The 16273-nt window shown below is 68.9% G+C and carries 14 protein-coding genes and 1 riboswitch; of the genes, 10 read left to right on the top strand and 4 right to left on the bottom strand.

What is annotated here, in order from left to right; translation table 11 throughout:
- The first annotated feature begins 3 nt into the window (after window positions 1-3).
- The 3 genes from NR798_RS10270 to NR798_RS10260 all read left to right on the top strand — a co-directional run bounded on the left by NR798_RS10270 (window position 4) and on the right by NR798_RS10260 (window position 4758).
- The gene (locus NR798_RS10270; RefSeq protein ID WP_375771269.1) at window positions 4-966 is read left to right on the top strand and encodes a serine/threonine-protein kinase; all 963 of its coding nucleotides are present in this window, start codon (window positions 4-6) and stop codon (window positions 964-966) included.
- A 33-nt stretch (window positions 967-999) separates the two neighbouring features.
- Window positions 1000-1205: riboswitch (cobalamin riboswitch) on the top strand.
- Window positions 1206-1327: 122 nt separating this feature from the next.
- Window positions 1328-3706 (top strand): ribonucleoside-diphosphate reductase subunit alpha, encoded by a 2379-nt coding sequence (locus NR798_RS10265; RefSeq protein ID WP_375771268.1) that lies wholly within the window; start codon window positions 1328-1330, stop codon window positions 3704-3706.
- 71 nt (window positions 3707-3777) lie between these two features.
- Complete coding sequence (locus tag NR798_RS10260) at window positions 3778-4758, top strand: ribonucleotide-diphosphate reductase subunit beta (RefSeq protein WP_375773745.1); 981 nt, start codon at window positions 3778-3780, stop codon at window positions 4756-4758.
- A 246-nt stretch (window positions 4759-5004) separates the two neighbouring features.
- Here the strand turns inward: NR798_RS10260 and glmS are convergent, their stop codons facing one another.
- From glmS to NR798_RS10245, 3 genes are all read right to left on the bottom strand, one after another.
- On the bottom strand, window positions 5005-6840 hold the full coding sequence (gene glmS / locus NR798_RS10255) for a glutamine--fructose-6-phosphate transaminase (isomerizing) (RefSeq protein ID WP_375771267.1): 1836 nt from the start codon (window positions 6838-6840) through the stop codon (window positions 5005-5007).
- A 108-nt stretch (window positions 6841-6948) separates the two neighbouring features.
- Complete coding sequence (gene glmU / locus NR798_RS10250) at window positions 6949-8385, bottom strand: bifunctional UDP-N-acetylglucosamine diphosphorylase/glucosamine-1-phosphate N-acetyltransferase GlmU (RefSeq protein WP_375771266.1); 1437 nt, start codon at window positions 8383-8385, stop codon at window positions 6949-6951.
- Between the two features lie 34 nt (window positions 8386-8419).
- Window positions 8420-8752, bottom strand: coding sequence for a hypothetical protein (locus tag NR798_RS10245; RefSeq protein WP_375771265.1), 333 nt, complete (start codon window positions 8750-8752; stop codon window positions 8420-8422).
- 93 nt (window positions 8753-8845) lie between these two features.
- Between NR798_RS10245 and ggt the strand changes: the two genes are divergently transcribed.
- Window positions 8846-10576, top strand: coding sequence for a gamma-glutamyltransferase (gene ggt / locus NR798_RS10240; RefSeq protein ID WP_375771264.1), 1731 nt, complete (start codon window positions 8846-8848; stop codon window positions 10574-10576).
- 20 nt (window positions 10577-10596) lie between these two features.
- Window positions 10597-11379 carry a TatD family hydrolase gene (locus NR798_RS10235; RefSeq protein WP_375771263.1) on the top strand — a complete coding sequence of 261 codons (783 nt, stop codon included), beginning with the start codon at window positions 10597-10599 and terminating at the stop codon, window positions 11377-11379.
- On the opposite strand, the gene NR798_RS10230 is transcribed toward NR798_RS10235, so the two are convergent.
- Window positions 11376-11645, bottom strand: coding sequence for a hypothetical protein (locus tag NR798_RS10230; RefSeq protein WP_375771262.1), 270 nt, complete (start codon window positions 11643-11645; stop codon window positions 11376-11378). The two genes, NR798_RS10235 and NR798_RS10230, sit on opposite strands and share 4 nt — an antisense overlap.
- A 374-nt stretch (window positions 11646-12019) precedes the next feature.
- On the opposite strand from NR798_RS10230, the gene NR798_RS10225 reads away from it, so the two are divergent.
- The 5 genes from NR798_RS10225 (at window position 12020) to NR798_RS10205 (ending at window position 16267) form a co-directional block, all read left to right on the top strand.
- Window positions 12020-12253, top strand: coding sequence for a hypothetical protein (locus tag NR798_RS10225; protein ID WP_375771261.1), 234 nt, complete (start codon window positions 12020-12022; stop codon window positions 12251-12253).
- Between the two features lie 13 nt (window positions 12254-12266).
- Complete coding sequence (locus tag NR798_RS10220) at window positions 12267-13211, top strand: amidohydrolase family protein (protein WP_375771260.1); 945 nt, start codon at window positions 12267-12269, stop codon at window positions 13209-13211.
- 96 nt (window positions 13212-13307) lie between these two features.
- Window positions 13308-13685, top strand: coding sequence for a response regulator (locus NR798_RS10215; protein WP_267534027.1), 378 nt, complete (start codon window positions 13308-13310; stop codon window positions 13683-13685).
- Between the two features lie 108 nt (window positions 13686-13793).
- Window positions 13794-14615 (top strand): ABC transporter ATP-binding protein, encoded by an 822-nt coding sequence (locus NR798_RS10210; RefSeq protein WP_375771259.1) that lies wholly within the window; start codon window positions 13794-13796, stop codon window positions 14613-14615.
- Window positions 14612-16267 carry a hypothetical protein gene (locus tag NR798_RS10205; protein WP_375771258.1) on the top strand — a complete coding sequence of 552 codons (1656 nt, stop codon included), beginning with the start codon at window positions 14612-14614 and terminating at the stop codon, window positions 16265-16267. The genes NR798_RS10210 and NR798_RS10205 overlap by 4 nt, the downstream gene beginning before the upstream one ends.
- Window positions 16268-16273: the final 6 nt, after the last annotated feature.

Here is a 16273-nt window from a genome sequence, read left to right as displayed (position 1 = left end):
GGCGTGCAGCCTCCCCCGTCCAAGACCGTGGAAATCCCCTCGCGCCGCTTCGGGCGCTACGTGCTCCGTTCGCGCCTGGGCTCGGGGGGGATGGCGGAGGTGTTCCTCGCGGAGGCGAAGGACGAGAAGGGAGCGCCCTTCCAGGTAGCGCTGAAGCTGATGCGCAAGGACGTCACCGCCGAGTCCTTCGCCGACGAGGCGGACCTGATGGGCCTGCTGGAGCACCCCAACCTGATGCGCCGGCTGGAGATCGGCGAGGCCTTCGGGCGCTACTTCATCGCCATGGAGTTCCTGATGGGCGGCGACCTGGACGGGCTGCTCCGGGCACACCAGCGGCAGGGGCAGCGCATCCCGGTGGCGGCGGGCGTCCACGTGTGCATCGAGGTGCTGCGGGCCCTGGCCTACTTCCACCAGGCGCGCACGCGCAGTGGCCGGCCGCTGGAGCTCGTCCACGGGGACGTGAACCCCTCCAACATCTTCTTCTCCGGGCAGTGCGAGGTGAAGCTCGGCGACTTCGGCGTAGCCAAGGCGCGCGGGTTGGACCTGGGCCCGGAGGACGGGGTGACGGCGGGCAAGCTGCACTACCTGTCGCCGGAGCAGACGCGCGGGGACACGGTAACGCTGGCCTCGGACCTGTTCTCGATGGGCATCGTCCTGCACGAGCTGGTGCTGGGCTTCCACCCCTTCGAGCGCGGCAGCGACAACCCGGACGTGGTGATGGCGGCCATCCGGGCGGCGAAGCTGAACCTGCCGGACTCCCTGGACAAGCGGCTGGCGGCGGTGCTGCGCAAGGCCCTGGCCCCGGACGTGAATCAGCGCTACCGCACAGCGGGAGAGTTCGCGGGAGCACTGCTGGCCTGGGCGTTGGACACAGGACAGCCCTTCGGCCCGCGCGAGGTGCAGGCGGGGCTGCAGCAGGCGCTCTCTCTCGCCCTCTGGGAGCGCGAGAAGGGCAACGCCCGGTAGGATTGATCCTTTGACAGCCTGGGGCACCGCCCTTACGGTGGCGCCGTCGCTGGTGCCCGGGTCTCGGCTCGGGCTTGATAGGGAATCCGGTGTGACTCCGGAGCTGCCCCCGCAGCGGTAAGCGAGAACGAACCCGTCCACACCACTGGCCGAGAGGCTGGGAAGGGGACGGTAGTAGGAGCCGGCGATGAGCCGGGGGCTCGCGAGCCCGAAGACCTGCCAGCACCTGCCCCCGGGAGAAATCCAGGGGTGGATCGACCTGGACGCCTCGTGGGGAGGTGGGAGGTTCCGCGTGCCGCGGGCTCCCCGTGGCGATCGGTCCTGTCCCCTCTTCCACCGTCGCGATTGGAGGAGGAGGAGCATGCTGAACGGAAGCCAAGTCACGCCCACGCCGCCCACCACCATGCGGGTGCGCAAGCGCAACGGGGAGCTCGAGGGCGCGGACCTGAACAAGATCGTCCGGGCCATCAGCCGCTGTTGCGATGGGTTACGCCAGGTCGATGCCATCCGCGTGGCGACGAAGACGGTCGCCGGCCTCTATGACGGCGCCTCGACGCAGGAGTTGGATCAGCTCTCCATCCAGACCGCGGCCTCGCTGACGCTGGAGGAGCCCGAGTACGCGAAGCTCGCGGCGCGGCTGCTCGCGGCGTACATCGACCAGGAGGTCGCCGGGCAGGAGATCCACTCCTTCTCGCAATCCATCGCCGCGGGCCACCGGCTCGGCCTCGTGAACGAGCGCATCGCCCGGGCCGTCTCGGCGAACGCCCGCGAGCTGAACGAGGCAATCGAGCCCTCGCGCAACCGGCTCTTCGAGTACTTCGGGATGCGGACGGTCTACGACCGCTACCTGCTCAAGCACCCGACGACGCGCGAGGTGCTCGAGACACCGCAGCACTTCTTCATGCGCATCGCGGTGGCGCTCGGGGAGACGGTGCCCGAGGCGCTCGAGCTCTACCGGCTCTTCTCGATGCTCGAGTACGTGCCGAGCTCCCCCACCCTCTTCAACTCCGGCACGTGCCACGAGCAGCTGTCCTCGTGCTTCCTGCTCGACTCGCCCGGGGACGAGCTGGAGAGCATCTACCAGCGCTATACGGACGTCGCGATGCTCTCGAAGTTCTCGGGAGGCATCGGACTGGCGTACCACCGGGTGCGCTCGCGCGGCTCGCTCATCGGGAGCACGAACGGGCACAGCAACGGCATCGTCCCGTGGCTGAAGACGCTCGATGCGTCGGTGGCGGCGGTGAACCAGGGCGGCAAGCGCAAGGGCGCCGCCTGCGTGTACCTGGAGACGTGGCACGCGGACCTGGAGGAGTTCCTCGAGCTGCGCGACAACACCGGGGACGAGGCGCGGCGCACGCACAACCTGAACCTCGCCAACTGGCTCCCGGACCTCTTCATGAAGCGCGTCGAGGCCGATGGGAGCTGGTCCCTCTTCGACCCGAAGGGGGTGCCGCACCTGACGGACCTCTACGGCGAGGAGTTCGAGCGCGCCTATGAGCAGGCGGAGCAGCAGGGGCTGGCGGCCCGGACGCTGAAGGCGCGCGAGCTCTACGGGCGCATGATGCGGACGCTGGCGCAGACCGGGAACGGCTGGATGACGTTCAAGGACAAGTCGAACCGGGCCTGCAACCAGACGGCGCTGCCGGGCCGCGTCGTCCACCTGTCGAATCTCTGCACGGAGATTCTGGAGGTGACGTCGCGGGACGAGACGGCCGTCTGCAACCTCGGCTCCATCAACCTCGCGCGGCACACGGCGGTGGACGAGAGCGGCCGGGTGGCCTTCGAGTGGGAGAAGCTCGCGCGGACGGTGCGGACGGCGGTGCGGCAGTTGGATCGGGTGATCGACCTGAACTACTACCCCATCCCCTCGGCGAAGGGCTCGAACCTGCGCTGGCGTCCGGTGGGCCTGGGCATCATGGGCCTGCAGGACGTGTTCTTCCAGATGCGCCTGCCCTTCGACAGCGCCGAGGCACGGGCCGTCTCGCGGAAGATCTCCGAGGAGATCTACTTCCACGCCCTGTCGGCCTCGGCGGACCTGGCGGCCGAGCGCGGCGCACACCCGGCCTTCTCCGAGACGCGGGCGGCGCGCGGCGAGCTCCAGTTCGACGCGTGGAACGTCGTCCCCGAGGACACGGCGCGCTGGGAGACGCTGCGCGCCCGGGTGAAGCAGGTGGGCCTGCGCAACTCGCTGCTCATCGCGATCGCCCCGACGGCGACCATCGCGTCCATCGCGGGCTGCTACGAGTGCATCGAGCCGCAGGTGTCCAACCTCTTCAAGCGCGAGACGCTCTCGGGAGACTTCCTCCAGGTCAACCGCTACCTCGTCGAGGAGCTGAAGACGCTCGGGCTGTGGAACGAGGACATGCGGGCCCGCATCAAGCTCGCGGAGGGCTCCATCCAGTCGCTCGAGGAGATTCCCGCCCCCGTGCGGGCCATCTACCGCACGGCGTGGGAGTTGCCGATGCGCTCGCTCATCGACATGGCGGCGGACCGGGGTGCCTTCATCGACCAGAGCCAGTCACTCAACCTGTTCATGGAGGCACCGAACATCGGCCAGCTCAGCTCCATGTACATGTACGCGTGGAAGAAGGGGCTGAAGACGACCTACTACCTGCGCTCGCGGCCGGCCACGCGCATCGCGAAGACCACCGCCGCTCCCGCCCCCGAGTCGAAGCCCACCGACACGCAGGCCGTGGCCTGCTCTCTCGAGAACCCCGAAGCCTGCGAGGCCTGCCAGTGATTGCCCCCATTCCGTCCAACAAGACCTCGCACGCGGCGCCGAAGACGGGGGCACGCCTGCTCGACCCGGGCATGAACCTCACGCTCCGGCCGATGCAGTACCCGGTCTTCTTCGAGATGTACCGCAACGCCATCAAGAACACCTGGACGGTGGAGGAGGTGGACTTCTCGACCGACGTGGGAGACCTGCGCTCGAAGATGACGGCGGCGGATCGCCACCTCATCCAGCGGCTCGTGGCCTTCTTCGCGACGGGTGACTCCATCGTGTCGAACAACCTCGTGCTGAACCTCTACAAGCACGTGAACGCGCCCGAGGCGCGCATGTACCTGTCACGGCAGCTCTACGAGGAGGCGCTGCACGTGCAGTTCTACCTCACGCTGCTCGACACGTACGTGCCGGACCCGGCCGAGCGAGCCCGGGCCTTCGCGGCGATCGACACCATCCCGAGCATCCGCAAGAAGGCGGAGTTCTGCTTCAAGTGGATGGACTCCATCGGCGAGCTCGAGCGGCTGGAGACGCGGGAGCAACGGCGCAAGTTCCTCCTCAACCTCATCTGCTTCGCGGCCTGCATCGAGGGGCTCTTCTTCTTCGCGGCCTTCGCCTACGTGTACTTCCTGCGCTCGCGAGGGCTGCTGCACGGGCTGGCCGCGGGGACGAACTGGGTCTTCCGCGACGAGAGCGCGCACATGGCCTTCGCCTTCGAGGTGGTGAAGACGGTGCGCCGCGAGGAGCCCGGCCTCTTCGACGCGGAGATGGAGCGCGAGGTCACCGCCATGCTGGAGGAGGCGGTGCAGTGCGAGCTCCAGTTCGCCGAGGACCTCTTGGGGCTCGGGGTCGCCGGCCTCTCGGCGAACGAGCTGCGGCAGTACCTGGAGTTCGTCGCGGATCAGCGGCTGGTGATGCTGGACCTGCCCAAGCGCTATGGCGCGAAGAACCCGTTCGGCTTCATGGACCTGCAGGACGTGCAGGAGCTGGCGAACTTCTTCGAGCGCCGCGTCTCGGCCTACCAGGTGGGCGTCGTGGGAGAGGTCACCTTCGACGCGGCCTTCTGATCCCCTTTGCGCTGACAACCGCGACCATTTCCCCTCGCCCTCCGGGAGAGGGACGGGGTGAGGGTATCGGGTGAACCCGGGTTGAACCCCCTGTCCCCACTTCGGGCCACGGGTTGAAGAACGGTGACAGCCACCCTCACCCTGACCCTCTCCCGAAGGGAGAGGGGACATTCAATGAAAACGCCCGGGGGCCTCGCGAAGAGGCATCCCCGGGCGGGCTGGACCGGATGACCGATCCGAGCGGGACTACTCCACCGTCACGCTCTTGGCGAGGTTGCGCGGCTGATCCACGTCATTCCCGCGCAGGTCCGCCACGTGGTAGGCGAGCAGCTGCAGGGGGATGGTGGCCACCACCGGCGCGAGCAGCGCGCTGGCGGCGGGGATGCGGATGACATGATCCGCCAGCGAGGCCACGTGCGCGTCATCCTCGTCGATGATCGCGATGACCTTGCCGCCGCGCGCCCGCACCTCTTCGATGTTGCCGATGATCTTCTCGTAGGCGACGTGCGGCTGCTTCGGAGCGATCACCACCACCGGCATCTTCTCGTCGATGAGCGCGATGGGACCGTGCTTCATCTCGCCGCCGGCGTAGCCCTCGGCGTGGATGTAGGAGATCTCCTTGAGCTTGAGCGCGCCCTCGAGCGCCACCGGGTGCATGGGGCCGCGGCCGAGGAAGAGGAAGTCCTGGGCGCCCATGAACTCACGCGCCACGCGCTTGACCGCAGTCTCGCACTTGAGCACGTCCTCGATCATCTTGGGGATCTCGGTCAGCGCGGTCAGGTGCTCCTGCGCCGCCTTGACGGTGAGCGTGCCGCGCATGCGGCCGAGCTTCACCGCCAGCAGGTAGAGCCCCACCAGCTGCGTGGTGAAGGCCTTGGTGGAGGCCACGCCGATCTCGGGGCCCGCGTTGGTGAGGATGGTGATGTCCGCCTCACGCGTCATGGCGCTGCCGATGACGTTGCACAGGGCGAGCGACATGGCGCCGCGCGCCTTGGCCTCCTTGAAGGCCGCCAGCGTGTCCGCCGTCTCGCCCGACTGGCTGATGGCGATGGCCAGGTGCGAGGGCTCCACGATGGGATCTCGGTAGCGGAACTCGCTGGCCAGCTCCACCTCCACGGGGATGCGCGCCAGGGACTCGATCATCGCCTTGCCCGCGATGCCCGAGTGCCACGAGGTGCCGCACGCCAGGATGGTCACCTTGGTGATGGCCCGCACCTTCTCGGGGCTGAGGTTCCAGCCCTCGAAGTGCACGTCGCCCTCGGAGAGGAGCATGCGGCCGCGCAGCGTGTCCGCCACGGCGCGAGGCTGCTCCAGGATCTCCTTGTGCATGAAGTGCTTGTGGCCGCCCTTCTCCGCCATCATCGGCGTCCAGTCGATGCGGCGGGTGGGCCGGTTCACCTTGGTGCCGGAGCGGTTGTAGATGTCCACGTTGGCGGCGGTGATGACGGCCAGATCACCCTCCTCCATGTAGACGAAGTCGCGCGTGTGCTCGAGCAGCGCCGGCACGTCGCTGGCCACGAAGTTCTGCCCCTGGCCCAGGCCGAGCACCATGGGAGAGGCGTCCTTGGTGCAGACGATCCGGTGGGGGTCGCTGGCCGTCACCACCGCCAGGGCGTAGGTGCCCTTCACGTGGGTGATGGCCGCGCGCACCGCCGCGGGCAGGTCCAGGCCGCTCTTGAGCTCATCGGAGATGAGGTGGGCGAAGACCTCGGAATCCGTCTCGGAGGAGAAGTGGTGCCCCTTGGCACGCAGCTCCTCCTTGAGGGCCAGGTGGTTCTCGATGATGCCGTTGTGCACCACCGCCACATCACCGTAGGTGTGCGGGTGGGCATTCTCGTCCGAGGGACGCCCATGCGTGGCCCAGCGCGTATGGCCGATGCCGATGGTGCCTTGCGGCACGTCCGTCTGGACGCGGTTCTCCAGGTTCTTCAGCTTGCCCGTGGCCCGCACCACGTTCAGGACGTTGCGGTTCACCACCGCCACACCCGCGGAGTCATACCCCCGGTACTCGAGCTTCTTCAGCCCAGACACCAGGATGGGAGCCGACTCCTTGTCCCCGACATACCCAACAATGCCGCACATGTTGTCCGTCCTCTCTCACGCCCGACCCCCCGATTGCAAATTCGGGGGGCATTTCCACCCACATCGGGCGACACCTGTCACCCTGACGACAAGCAAAACGCGGGCCCACTAGCCCGCGGAGGCCTTGTCCGGCTTGGAAGGGCCTGCTTCCGCGGACTTGGCCATGCGAGCCTTCTTCCTCTCCACCCAGCCTTCCATGTTGACCTGTGGCGTACGGGACACAGCGAGGCTCCCGGGAGGCACATCTTTCGTCACCGTGGTGCCCGCACCGACATACGCACCGTCCCCGACTTTCACAGGGGCCACCAGCTGGGTGTCCGAGCCGATGAAGACGCCATCGCCCAGCTCGGTGAGGTGCTTGTTCACCCCGTCGTAATTACAGGTGATGGTGCCGGCGCCCACGTTGACCCCGGAGCCGATCTTCGCGTCGCCCAGGTAGGCCAGGTGGTTGGCCTTGGAGCCGCGGCCGAGGCGGGCCTTCTTCGTCTCCACGAAGTTGCCCAGGTGCACCTCCTCGGCGAGGTCCGTGCCGGGGCGCAACCGGGAGAACGGGCCGAGGATGCAGCGCTCGCCCACCCGGGCCTCCTCCAGCACGGTGTACGGCTTGATGGTCGTCCCGTCGGCGACCGAGGAGGCGTGCAGGACGCTGCCCTGTCCGACGGTGACGTTGCGGCCAACCACCGTGGCGCCCGAGAGCGTCACCATGGGGGCAATCTCCGTGTCCGACCCGATGGCCACGCCCTCCTCGATGTACGTGGTGGAGGGGTCCGTCAGGGTGACGCCGTTGCGCATGTGCCAGGTGTTGATGCGCGCCTGGAGCTCCTTGGCGCGCGCCGCCAGCTCCACCCGGTCGTTCACCCCGGCCGTCTCGCCGAACTCGGCGTCGATGGAGCCCACCGGGCCCTGCGCCGCGGCCATCTCCACCAGGTCCGTCAGGTAGAACTCGCCCTGCGCATTGGTGCTGCGGATGTTGGCCAGTGCCTTCCAGAGGAAGGAGGACTCCACCAGGTAGATGCCGGCGTTGCACTCACGCACCTGGCGCTGCTCGGGGGGGGCGTCCTTGTGCTCGACGATGCGCACCACCTTGCCCATCTCGCGGATGACGCGGCCGTAGCCGGTGGGGTCCGCCGGCGAGGTGGACACCAGGGAGAGCACGCCGCCGCTCTTGTCGTGCGCGGCGGAGAGCGCCTCGAGCGTCTCGCGGCGCACCAGCGGCACGTCCCCGTAGAGGATGAGCACGCGCCCCTTGAAGTCCTTCAGCGCGCTTTCCGCCGAGCGCACCGCGTCCGCCGTGCCGCGCTGGTCCTTCTGGAGCGCGAAGCGCAGGGGCGCGGTGGGGAAATGGGCGCGGATGGAGCGCTCCACCTCCTCGGCCTGGTGGCCCACCACCGGCACCACGGGAGAGGAGCCCAGTTCCAGCGCTCGCATGAGGGGATAGGCACAGATGGGCTTGCCGAGGATGGGGTGAAGGACCTTGGCCTTCTCCGACTTCATCCGCGTGCCCTTGCCCGCGCACAACACCACCGCCGCCAGAGGAGCTGTCATAGGCGGCGATTACTAGGGATGCGAAAGCGGCCCGTCAACCGCGAGCGGGGGGACGCGTGGAGCGGATGCCCTCCGGGCGAGCCTTCACGGAAACGGACAGCGTGTTGCTCTGCACGGTGATACCGAACGTCGGTTTGAGGAACACCGTCGTCACCGTGACCTCTGGCGAGGCCGACGTTTGCTTCATTGTCGTCAGGTTGGCGTTCATGTTTCCCCCGGCGCGACGAACCGTCATGCACAGGATGCCCTCGCCTGCGCCCCGGTCAAACTCCAGGCCGGGCATGCTGGTGTCAGCCGGACACTTCTCGATGTTGAAACGTTTCTTAGCGAGTCCGAGCGGCGGCCGGGGATACTCCAGAACGCGCACTCGCGGAAGCGTCAGTTGAGGGCCCGGACGGAGGCTTTGCACGTGGAGACGGTAAAGATGCGGACTCACCAAAACGGGTGGGCAGTGGCACTGATGGCACTGGTAATCGCGTGGCCCGCCTGGGCGGCGCGGCCGTACCGGGGCGGGGCGGTGGCCACGGCGCACCCGATGGCGAGCGAGGCCGCGCTGCGGATGCTGGAAAAGGGCGGCAACTCGGTGGACGCGGCGGTGGCGGCGGCCTTCACCCTGGGAGTGGTGGGCCCGTACCACTCGGGCATTGGCGGCGGTGGCTTCGCGCTGGTGCATGACGCGAAGACGGGTGGGACGCAGGTGCTGGACTTCCGCGAGGTGGCACCCAAGGGGGCCACGCGCGACATGTACCTGAAGGACGGACAGGTGGTGCCAGGGCTGTCCACGGACGGTGCGACGAGCGTGGCGGTGCCCGGCGCGGTGGCCGGCTACCTGGAGCTGCTGGACAAGCACGGCAAGCTGCCCCGCGCGGTGGTGCTGCAGCCGGCCATCGACGCCGCGCGCAAGGGCTTCTGGGTGTCCCCCAAGTACCAGGGCCTGGCCACCCTGCGGCGCGACTGCCTGCGGCAGGACCCGGAGGCCGCGCGCATCTTCCTCGCCAAGAACGACAAGGGCGAGCTGGACGTGCCGCCCATCGGCCACCTCGTGAAGCAGCCGGAGCTGGCCCGGACGCTCCAGACGCTCGCGAAGAGCGGCCCCAAGGCCTTCTACTCGGGCCCGCTGGCCCAGGCGATGGTGGACACGGTGAAGGCGGGCGGCGGCACGCTCTCGCTCGAGGACCTGAAGGACTACAAGACGCGCGCCCATGCACCCCTGGAGGGCAGCTACCGCGGCCACCGCATCCTCACCATGCCGCCCCCGAGCGCGGGGGGACTCGCGGTGGTGCAGGTGCTCGGCGCCATGGAGCGGCTGCGCCCCCAGGGCCTGGACTTCCGCGAGCCGGAGTCGCTCCACCTCTACGTCGAGGCGGTGCGCCGCGTGTACGTGGACCGGGTGAAGTACCTGGGTGACCCGGCCTTCGTGAAGATTCCCATGGAGAGCCTCACCTCCTCCGGCTACATCGCGGACCTGGCGGGCAGCATCGACCCCAAGAAGGCCACGCCGAGCGCCTCGCTGCTGCCGCCGCGGGAGGGCGCCAGCGGCTCCACCCTGAAGAAGCCGGACGGCACCTGGTACGACCCCTCCAGCGCGCCGGAGAAGAAGAACACCACGCACATCTCCGTCATCGACAAGGATGGCAACGCGGTGGCCCTCACCACCACGGTGAACTACGCCTTCGGCTCGTGCGTGGTGGCCAAGGGCACCGGCATCCTCCTCAACGACGAGATGGACGACTTCGCCGCGCTCCCCGGCGTGCCCAACGCCTACGGGCTGGTGACGGGCGAGGCCAACGCCATCGCCCCGGGCAAGGTGCCCCTGTCCTCCATGTCCCCCACCCTCGTCTTCTCCAAGGAGGACCCCAAGAAGGTGATGCTGGCGGTGGGCAGCCCGGGCGGCTCCACCATCCCCACCACCGTCATCCAGGTCATCTCCAACATCGTGGACCACAAGATGGACGTGGTGCGCGCGGTGGGACAGGGCCGGCTGCACCACCAGTACCTGCCGGATGAGCTGTGGGTGGACCGCTGGGGCCTGGAGGCCGCCACCCAGGCGGCGCTGGAGGCCAAGGGTCACAAGATCCGCAAGCAGGAGGCCTGGGGCGACGCGGAGGCCGTCTACAGCGACCCGAAGACGAACCTGCGCTACGCGGCGAGCGATCCCCGCAACGAGGGCGCCGCCCTCGGCCAGGACTGACGGACAGGACAGAACACACCGTGGCCACCCCGCTCCTCCATCTCTTCGACGCGCACCTCCACCCGGAGGCCCTCAGCGACCAGGACCTCGAGTCCATGCGCTTCTTCGGGGTGGAGCGGGCGCTCGTGGTCGCCCACCACCTGCCCGAGCCCACCCCCAAGGCCCTGCGCAAGCACTTCGACGACCTGATGCTCCGGCAGTTGCCGCGCCTGGAGCGGCTGGGCATCCGCGCCTGGGCGGCGCTGGGGGTGCACCCGCGCTGCATCCCCCGCCGCGGCCTGTCCGAGGTGCTCGCGAGCCTCCCCGACTACTTCCGGGGCGGACGCGTGGTGGCCCTGGGCGAGACGGGACTGCACTCGGGCGGCATCGAGGAGGAGGAGGCCTTCCTCGAGCAGCTCGCGCTCGCGCGCCAGCTCAAGCTCAAGGTGCTGGTGCACACCCCGGTGCGCGACAAGGAGCGCCACACCCGGCGCATCCTCACCCTGCTCCGCGAGTCCGGCGTGCGGCCCTCCCGCGTGCTGGTGGACCACGCCAACGGCCGCACCGTGCGCAACATCCTCGGGTGTGGGCATTGGGCGGGGCTGACGTTGCACCCCGAAGCACTGAAGGCCGAGCGTGCCGTGGCGCTGGTGCGCCGGCTTGGCAGCGAACGGCTGGTGCTCAACTCGGATGCCGGCGATGGCGCCGGGGACATTCTGGGGCTCGCGCGCGTGGCCAACCTGCTGGCCAAGGCGAAGCTGTCGGAACGAGTGGTGAAGCGCGTGGCTTTCGACAACGCCGCGCGCTTCTACCGGCCCCGTTAGTGAAGCGCGCTGGACTCCGACTCCGGGTGCAGCGTCAGCCGCTGCGCCTCGTCCAGCCTGGCCTGCACCGCAATGCCCCGGTGCCGGTACTGCGCCAGCGAGTCCGCCACTTCGTCCAGCAACAACTGGTAGCGCTCGTCCAGCTCCACTGCAATCAACATCATCGTCTCGCCCGCGTCCTCGACGCCGGGGCGGTACACCTGGCAACGCTGGAACCGCGCCCAGCGGCCATTCGCCATCTTCACAAGCTCGCCATCGTAAGCCATGCGCAGTTCCCCCTTTCGACCGTCTCGACAGGAAGTCGGGAAGTGAATGGGTGCACTGTAAGCACAAATTTTCCGCGCGTCACCCCCCCTGCTGAAAATTCGTGAAAGGCCCCTGATTATGGTCGTTTACCCGACGCTTTCCCTCGGAACGGCCCCTCCCCCCAGCCGGGCGCAGTCCAATGTGTAAATTTGCTGGGTTGTTAAGTTGTTGATGTCCAATGCTCCGCGTTGGCCGGATGCGTCAACGGGCCAACACTCGCGCGGAGTGGATCACCCCAGCCCGCCCTGGAGGGAGCCGCGAGCGGCGGAGAGCGCGGGCCCGGTGCCCATCAGTCCGGTGGCAAGAGGGGACGCCTTCCCTTAGATTGGTTGGGATGAAGTTGACCCAGTTGTTCCGCCGCGACCGGACCGTCATCAAGCGCGCGGACGCGCAGGACCAGGCCGAGAAGATTCTGGCCGAGTCGCTCCGTCTGCTCAGCCAGGTGTGCACCAAGGTCGCCGATCTGATCGAGACCCAGCGGCTGGAGCGCGCCGGCTACTCGAACAACGCCTACCTGCGCCGCCTGGACAAGCAGCAGCAGGGGGAGGCGGAGCGCAAGAAGGAGTAGGCCTCCTCCGCGCATGGACCACCCCGACGATTCCCCGGCCTGCCTGGGCGCGGCCTCCGGCTGGCTGGCGTCTGCAAGCTCGATACTGCCCCTGCCAGCCTTGAATGACGAGGAGGGCCCCCGGCTGCCCGAGGGGCTGCCGCCCGTGGTGGATGCCCACGTGCACCTCTTCCCGGACGGCGTCTTCGAGGCGGTGTGGCGCTGGTTCGAGCAGTACGGCTGGCCCATCCGCTACAAGCTGCACACGCCCCAGGTGGTGTCCTTCCTGCTGTCGCGGGGGGTGCACCGGGTGGTGGCGCTGCACTACGCGCACAAGCCGGGCATGGCGCGCTTCCTCAACTCCTACGTCGCCGAGGTGGCCCGGGCCGAGCCGCGCGTGTTGGGGCTGGCCACCGTGCTGCCGGGCGAAGAGGGCGCGGCGGACATTCTCGCCGAGGCCTTCGCGGCGGGCCTCAAGGGCGTGAAGCTGCACTGCCACGTGCAGTGCTTCGCCCCGGACGCCCCCGCGCTGCACGAGGTGTATGCCGCCTGTGCCCGGGCCGGGCGGCCGCTGGTGATGCATGCCGGCCGCGAGCCCGCCAGCCCCCAATACAAGTGCGACGTGCATGCCCTCTGCTCGGCCGAGCGCGTGGAACGGGTGCTTGAGGACCACCCGGGCCTCAAGCTGTGCATCCCCCACCTGGGCGCCGACGAGTTCGACGCCTACGAGCGGCTCCTGGAGCGCCACGACAACCTCTGGCTGGACACCACCATGGCGGTGGCCGGTTATTTCCCCATTCCGGTCCCCCGCCGCTTGCTGGAAGTGCGGCCCGAGCGCATCCTCTACGGCACGGACTTTCCCAACCTGCCGTACGCCTGGGACCGCGAGCTCAAGCAGTTGTTGGCCCTCAAGCTCGGGGACGAGGCCGAGGCAGGCATCCTGGGGCGGAATGCCCTCCAACTTTTCGAGGGATGTTGAAAACCGGGCACACCCCTTCCGGAACCGGGAAGCCATTCGCATCTTGCCCCCCATAGAATCTGCCTTCCCTGCCGGAATAAGCATCGAGGCCCCGCCATGTCCTACATCCTGGTCGTCGACGACGACGCGAGCCACCGCACGCTCATCTGCGATGCCCTAGAGGAGATGGGCTATCGCACGGAGCAGGCCGCCAACGGCCGAGAGGCCCTCGACACGCTGGAGGGAGAGATTCCCCAGGCGGTGCTCCTGGACCTGCGCATGCCGGTCATGAGCGGCTGGGGCCTGCTGGACGCCCTCAAGAAGATGCCGCGGGCGCGCGGGCTGCCGATCATCATCATCTCGGGCTACGGCTTCGAGTGGGAGGCGGAGCTGGTGGGCGCCGCCGGCTACATCTCCAAGCCGGTGGACCTGGACAAGGTGCGGATGACGGTGCAGCGCATCATCGGGCCGCCCGAAGTGGCCATGGTGCACTGAGCAGCACGGCTTCTCCCGCGCCACCTCCCAGGTGCCAGGCCTGCTCGGGCCTCGGACATCGGGGGGATTGTGGGAGGGCAGCGGAGTCGGCTCTGATCCGGCCCGCGCATGTCCCCCACCCCCACTGACCTGGCCGTCGCCGCCCACGGGCTCGTGAAGCGCTTCGGCGAATTCACCGCGCTCGACGGGATGGAGCTGACCATCCCCCGCGGCTCCTTCTATGCCTTCCTCGGCCCCAACGGAGCGGGCAAGTCCACCACCATCGCCCTGCTCACCGGCGTGTACGCCCCGGACGCCGGGCGCATCTCCCTGCTGGGCGTGGACGCGGTGGCCCGGCCGCTGGAGGTCAAACGCCACATCGGCGTGGTGCCCGAGGAGCTGAGCCTCTTCGAGCGGCTCACCGGCCGGCAGTACCTCACCTTCTGCGGGCGGATGTACGGGCTGAGCGGGGACGAGGCGGCGGCGCGGGCGGCCGAGCTGCTCGAGCTCACGGAGCTGACGTACAAGGCGGGCGCGCTGGTGGCCGAGTACTCCAAGGGCATGCGGCGGCGGCTGGCCATTGCCGCGGCGCTCATCCACGCGCCGGAGCTGGTGCTGCTGGACGAGCCCTTCGAGGGCATCGACGTGCTGGCCGCAGGCGTCATCCGCGAGCTGCTGCGCGAGCTGAGCCGGCGGGGCGTGACGCTGCTGCTCACCACGCACGTGCTGGAGATCGCCGAGCGGCTGGCCACGCACGCGGGCGTCATCCGCGGCGGGAGGATGCTAGACCAGGGCACGGTGCAGCAGTTGATGCAGCGCTATGACGCGCCGTCGCTGGAGGCCGTCTTCGAGAAGCTCATCTCCGTGCCGGCCGCGCGCAACGCGAAGCTGTCCTTCTACGGGGACGCGCCGCCCGCCGACGTGGTGCCGCTGCGCCGGGGGTCCGCGTGAACCGGGTGGCCGCGCCGGGCTTCTTCCGGCACCTGTGGCTGTTGTGGGGCCTGCGCCTGGACATCGGGCTCAACCACGGGCCGGGCAAGAGCCGGTTCATGGCGGTGGCCGCCTTCCTGCTCTCGAGCGCGCCGGCCTGGGGCCTGGGCGTGACGTTCTACGGGCTGATGCGCCTGCGGCCCATCGCCGAGAACGACGTCTGGCCCTTCTTCATCCTCAACCTGCTGTGCTTCGTCACGTCCGCGGTGTGGGTGACGTGGCCGCTGATGAGCGCGGGCGTGGATGACCACTCGGAGCTGAGCCGCTACGCGCCCTTCCCCATCTCGCCCTTCCGGCTGCTCATCGCCTCCACGGTGGCGAGCCTCTTCGAGCCGCGCGCGCTCGTCTTCTACGCACCGCTGACGGGCGCGGCGCTCGGCTTCGCCTCGGTGCACCCGGTGCGCATGCAGTGGTTGGCCGTGCTGCTCTACGTGCTGTTCGCGCTGCTCAACGCGGCCTGGAGCCGGGTGGGCCTGCACCTGGTGCTCAACGTGCTGCGCGAGAAGCACAGCGCGCAGCTCATCGGCGGCGGCTTCGTGGTGTTCCTCGTGGGCGCCTCCCTCATTCCGCCCATCGACACCTCGTGGCTGACGGCCGTGGGCGAGGGGGGCGTGGACAAGCTGGACATGGCTCTCATCGTCGACGCGACGATTGCCCTGGGCCGCGTGCCCTCGGGATTCTTCGGGGACGCGCTGCTGGAGCTCACCTACGGGTACCGGCGCAATGCCCTGGTGGACGGCGTGGGCATGGTCTTCTTCGCCCTGCTGGGGCTGGGGCTCGCCTACGCGCTGCTGCTGCGCTTCCACCGCAACGTGGGCCGCGCCGGCCCGTCCGTGAAGGAGTCCGGGGACAAGGATCCGTTCGCCCGGACGCGCACCACGTACACCACGCTGCTGGCGCGCGAGGCGTTGGACCTGTGGCGCAACCCGCGCGCCCGGCTGCTCGCGTCCGTGCCCTTCGTGCTGGCCATCCTGCTGAAGCTGACCTCGGGCCGGGCCCTCTTCGAGTACCTGCTGGGCGCGAGCGCGGATGCCTGGTTGATGGGCGGCCTGTGCATCTACGGCGCGGTGGTGATGGCGTCCACGTTCTCGCAGAACACGTTCGCCTATGACGGGCACGGGTTGGCCATGCTCATCGCCGCCCCCGTGGAGTTGGGGGACGTGCTGCGGGCGAAGAACGTGGTGCAGGGCGCGGCGGCAGGCGGCATGGCCCTGCTGGTGGGCATGTTCTACCGGGTGTACTTCGGCAGGGGCTCGGCGCTGGACTTCCTGTGCGCCATGGCGGCCGTGCTGGCCGTCGTCCCGGTGCTGCTCGCGGCCGGCAACTTCCTGTCCCTGTACTTCCCGGTGAAGTTCCACGCGAGCCTCAAGCGCCGGGACAAGCTGCCCCTCACCGCCTCCATGCTCGGTATCGTCGCGGCGAGCGTGGGCTGTGCCCCCTTCGTCTGGGCCCTGCGCTTCGCCGGGAAGAGCGGACCCAGCGGGCAGACGCTGGCGATGATCGCCCTGTGCGCCATCGTCAACGTGCTCATGTACCGCGCGCTGCTCCCCCTGGCCCTGCGGCTGCTCGGGCAGCGCAGGGAGATCGTGCTGCGCGCGGTGACGCGGGAGTGAGCACTA

Source organism: Archangium gephyra (assembly GCF_042230915.1).
GTDB classification, from domain to species: Bacteria; Myxococcota; Myxococcia; order Myxococcales; family Myxococcaceae; genus Archangium; species Archangium gephyra_B.
This window is presented reverse-complemented; position numbering and strand designations above follow the sequence as displayed.

Coding starts and splice junctions, on each gene's coding strand:
- glmU (WP_375771266.1), bottom strand. CDS start 8,385: ATGACAGCTCCTCTGGCGGCGGTGGTGTTGTGCGCGGGCAAGGGCACG.
- NR798_RS10215 (WP_267534027.1), top strand. CDS start 13,308: ATGTCCTACATCCTGGTCGTCGACGACGACGCGAGCCACCGCACGCTC.
- NR798_RS10265 (WP_375771268.1), top strand. CDS start 1,328: ATGCTGAACGGAAGCCAAGTCACGCCCACGCCGCCCACCACCATGCGG.
- ggt (WP_375771264.1), top strand. CDS start 8,846: ATGGCACTGGTAATCGCGTGGCCCGCCTGGGCGGCGCGGCCGTACCGG.
- NR798_RS10260 (WP_375773745.1), top strand. CDS start 3,778: ATGAACCTCACGCTCCGGCCGATGCAGTACCCGGTCTTCTTCGAGATG.
- NR798_RS10210 (WP_375771259.1), top strand. CDS start 13,794: ATGTCCCCCACCCCCACTGACCTGGCCGTCGCCGCCCACGGGCTCGTG.
- NR798_RS10220 (WP_375771260.1), top strand. CDS start 12,267: ATGGACCACCCCGACGATTCCCCGGCCTGCCTGGGCGCGGCCTCCGGC.
- NR798_RS10225 (WP_375771261.1), top strand. CDS start 12,020: ATGAAGTTGACCCAGTTGTTCCGCCGCGACCGGACCGTCATCAAGCGC.
- glmS (WP_375771267.1), bottom strand. CDS start 6,840: ATGTGCGGCATTGTTGGGTATGTCGGGGACAAGGAGTCGGCTCCCATC.
- NR798_RS10230 (WP_375771262.1), bottom strand. CDS start 11,645: ATGGCTTACGATGGCGAGCTTGTGAAGATGGCGAATGGCCGCTGGGCG.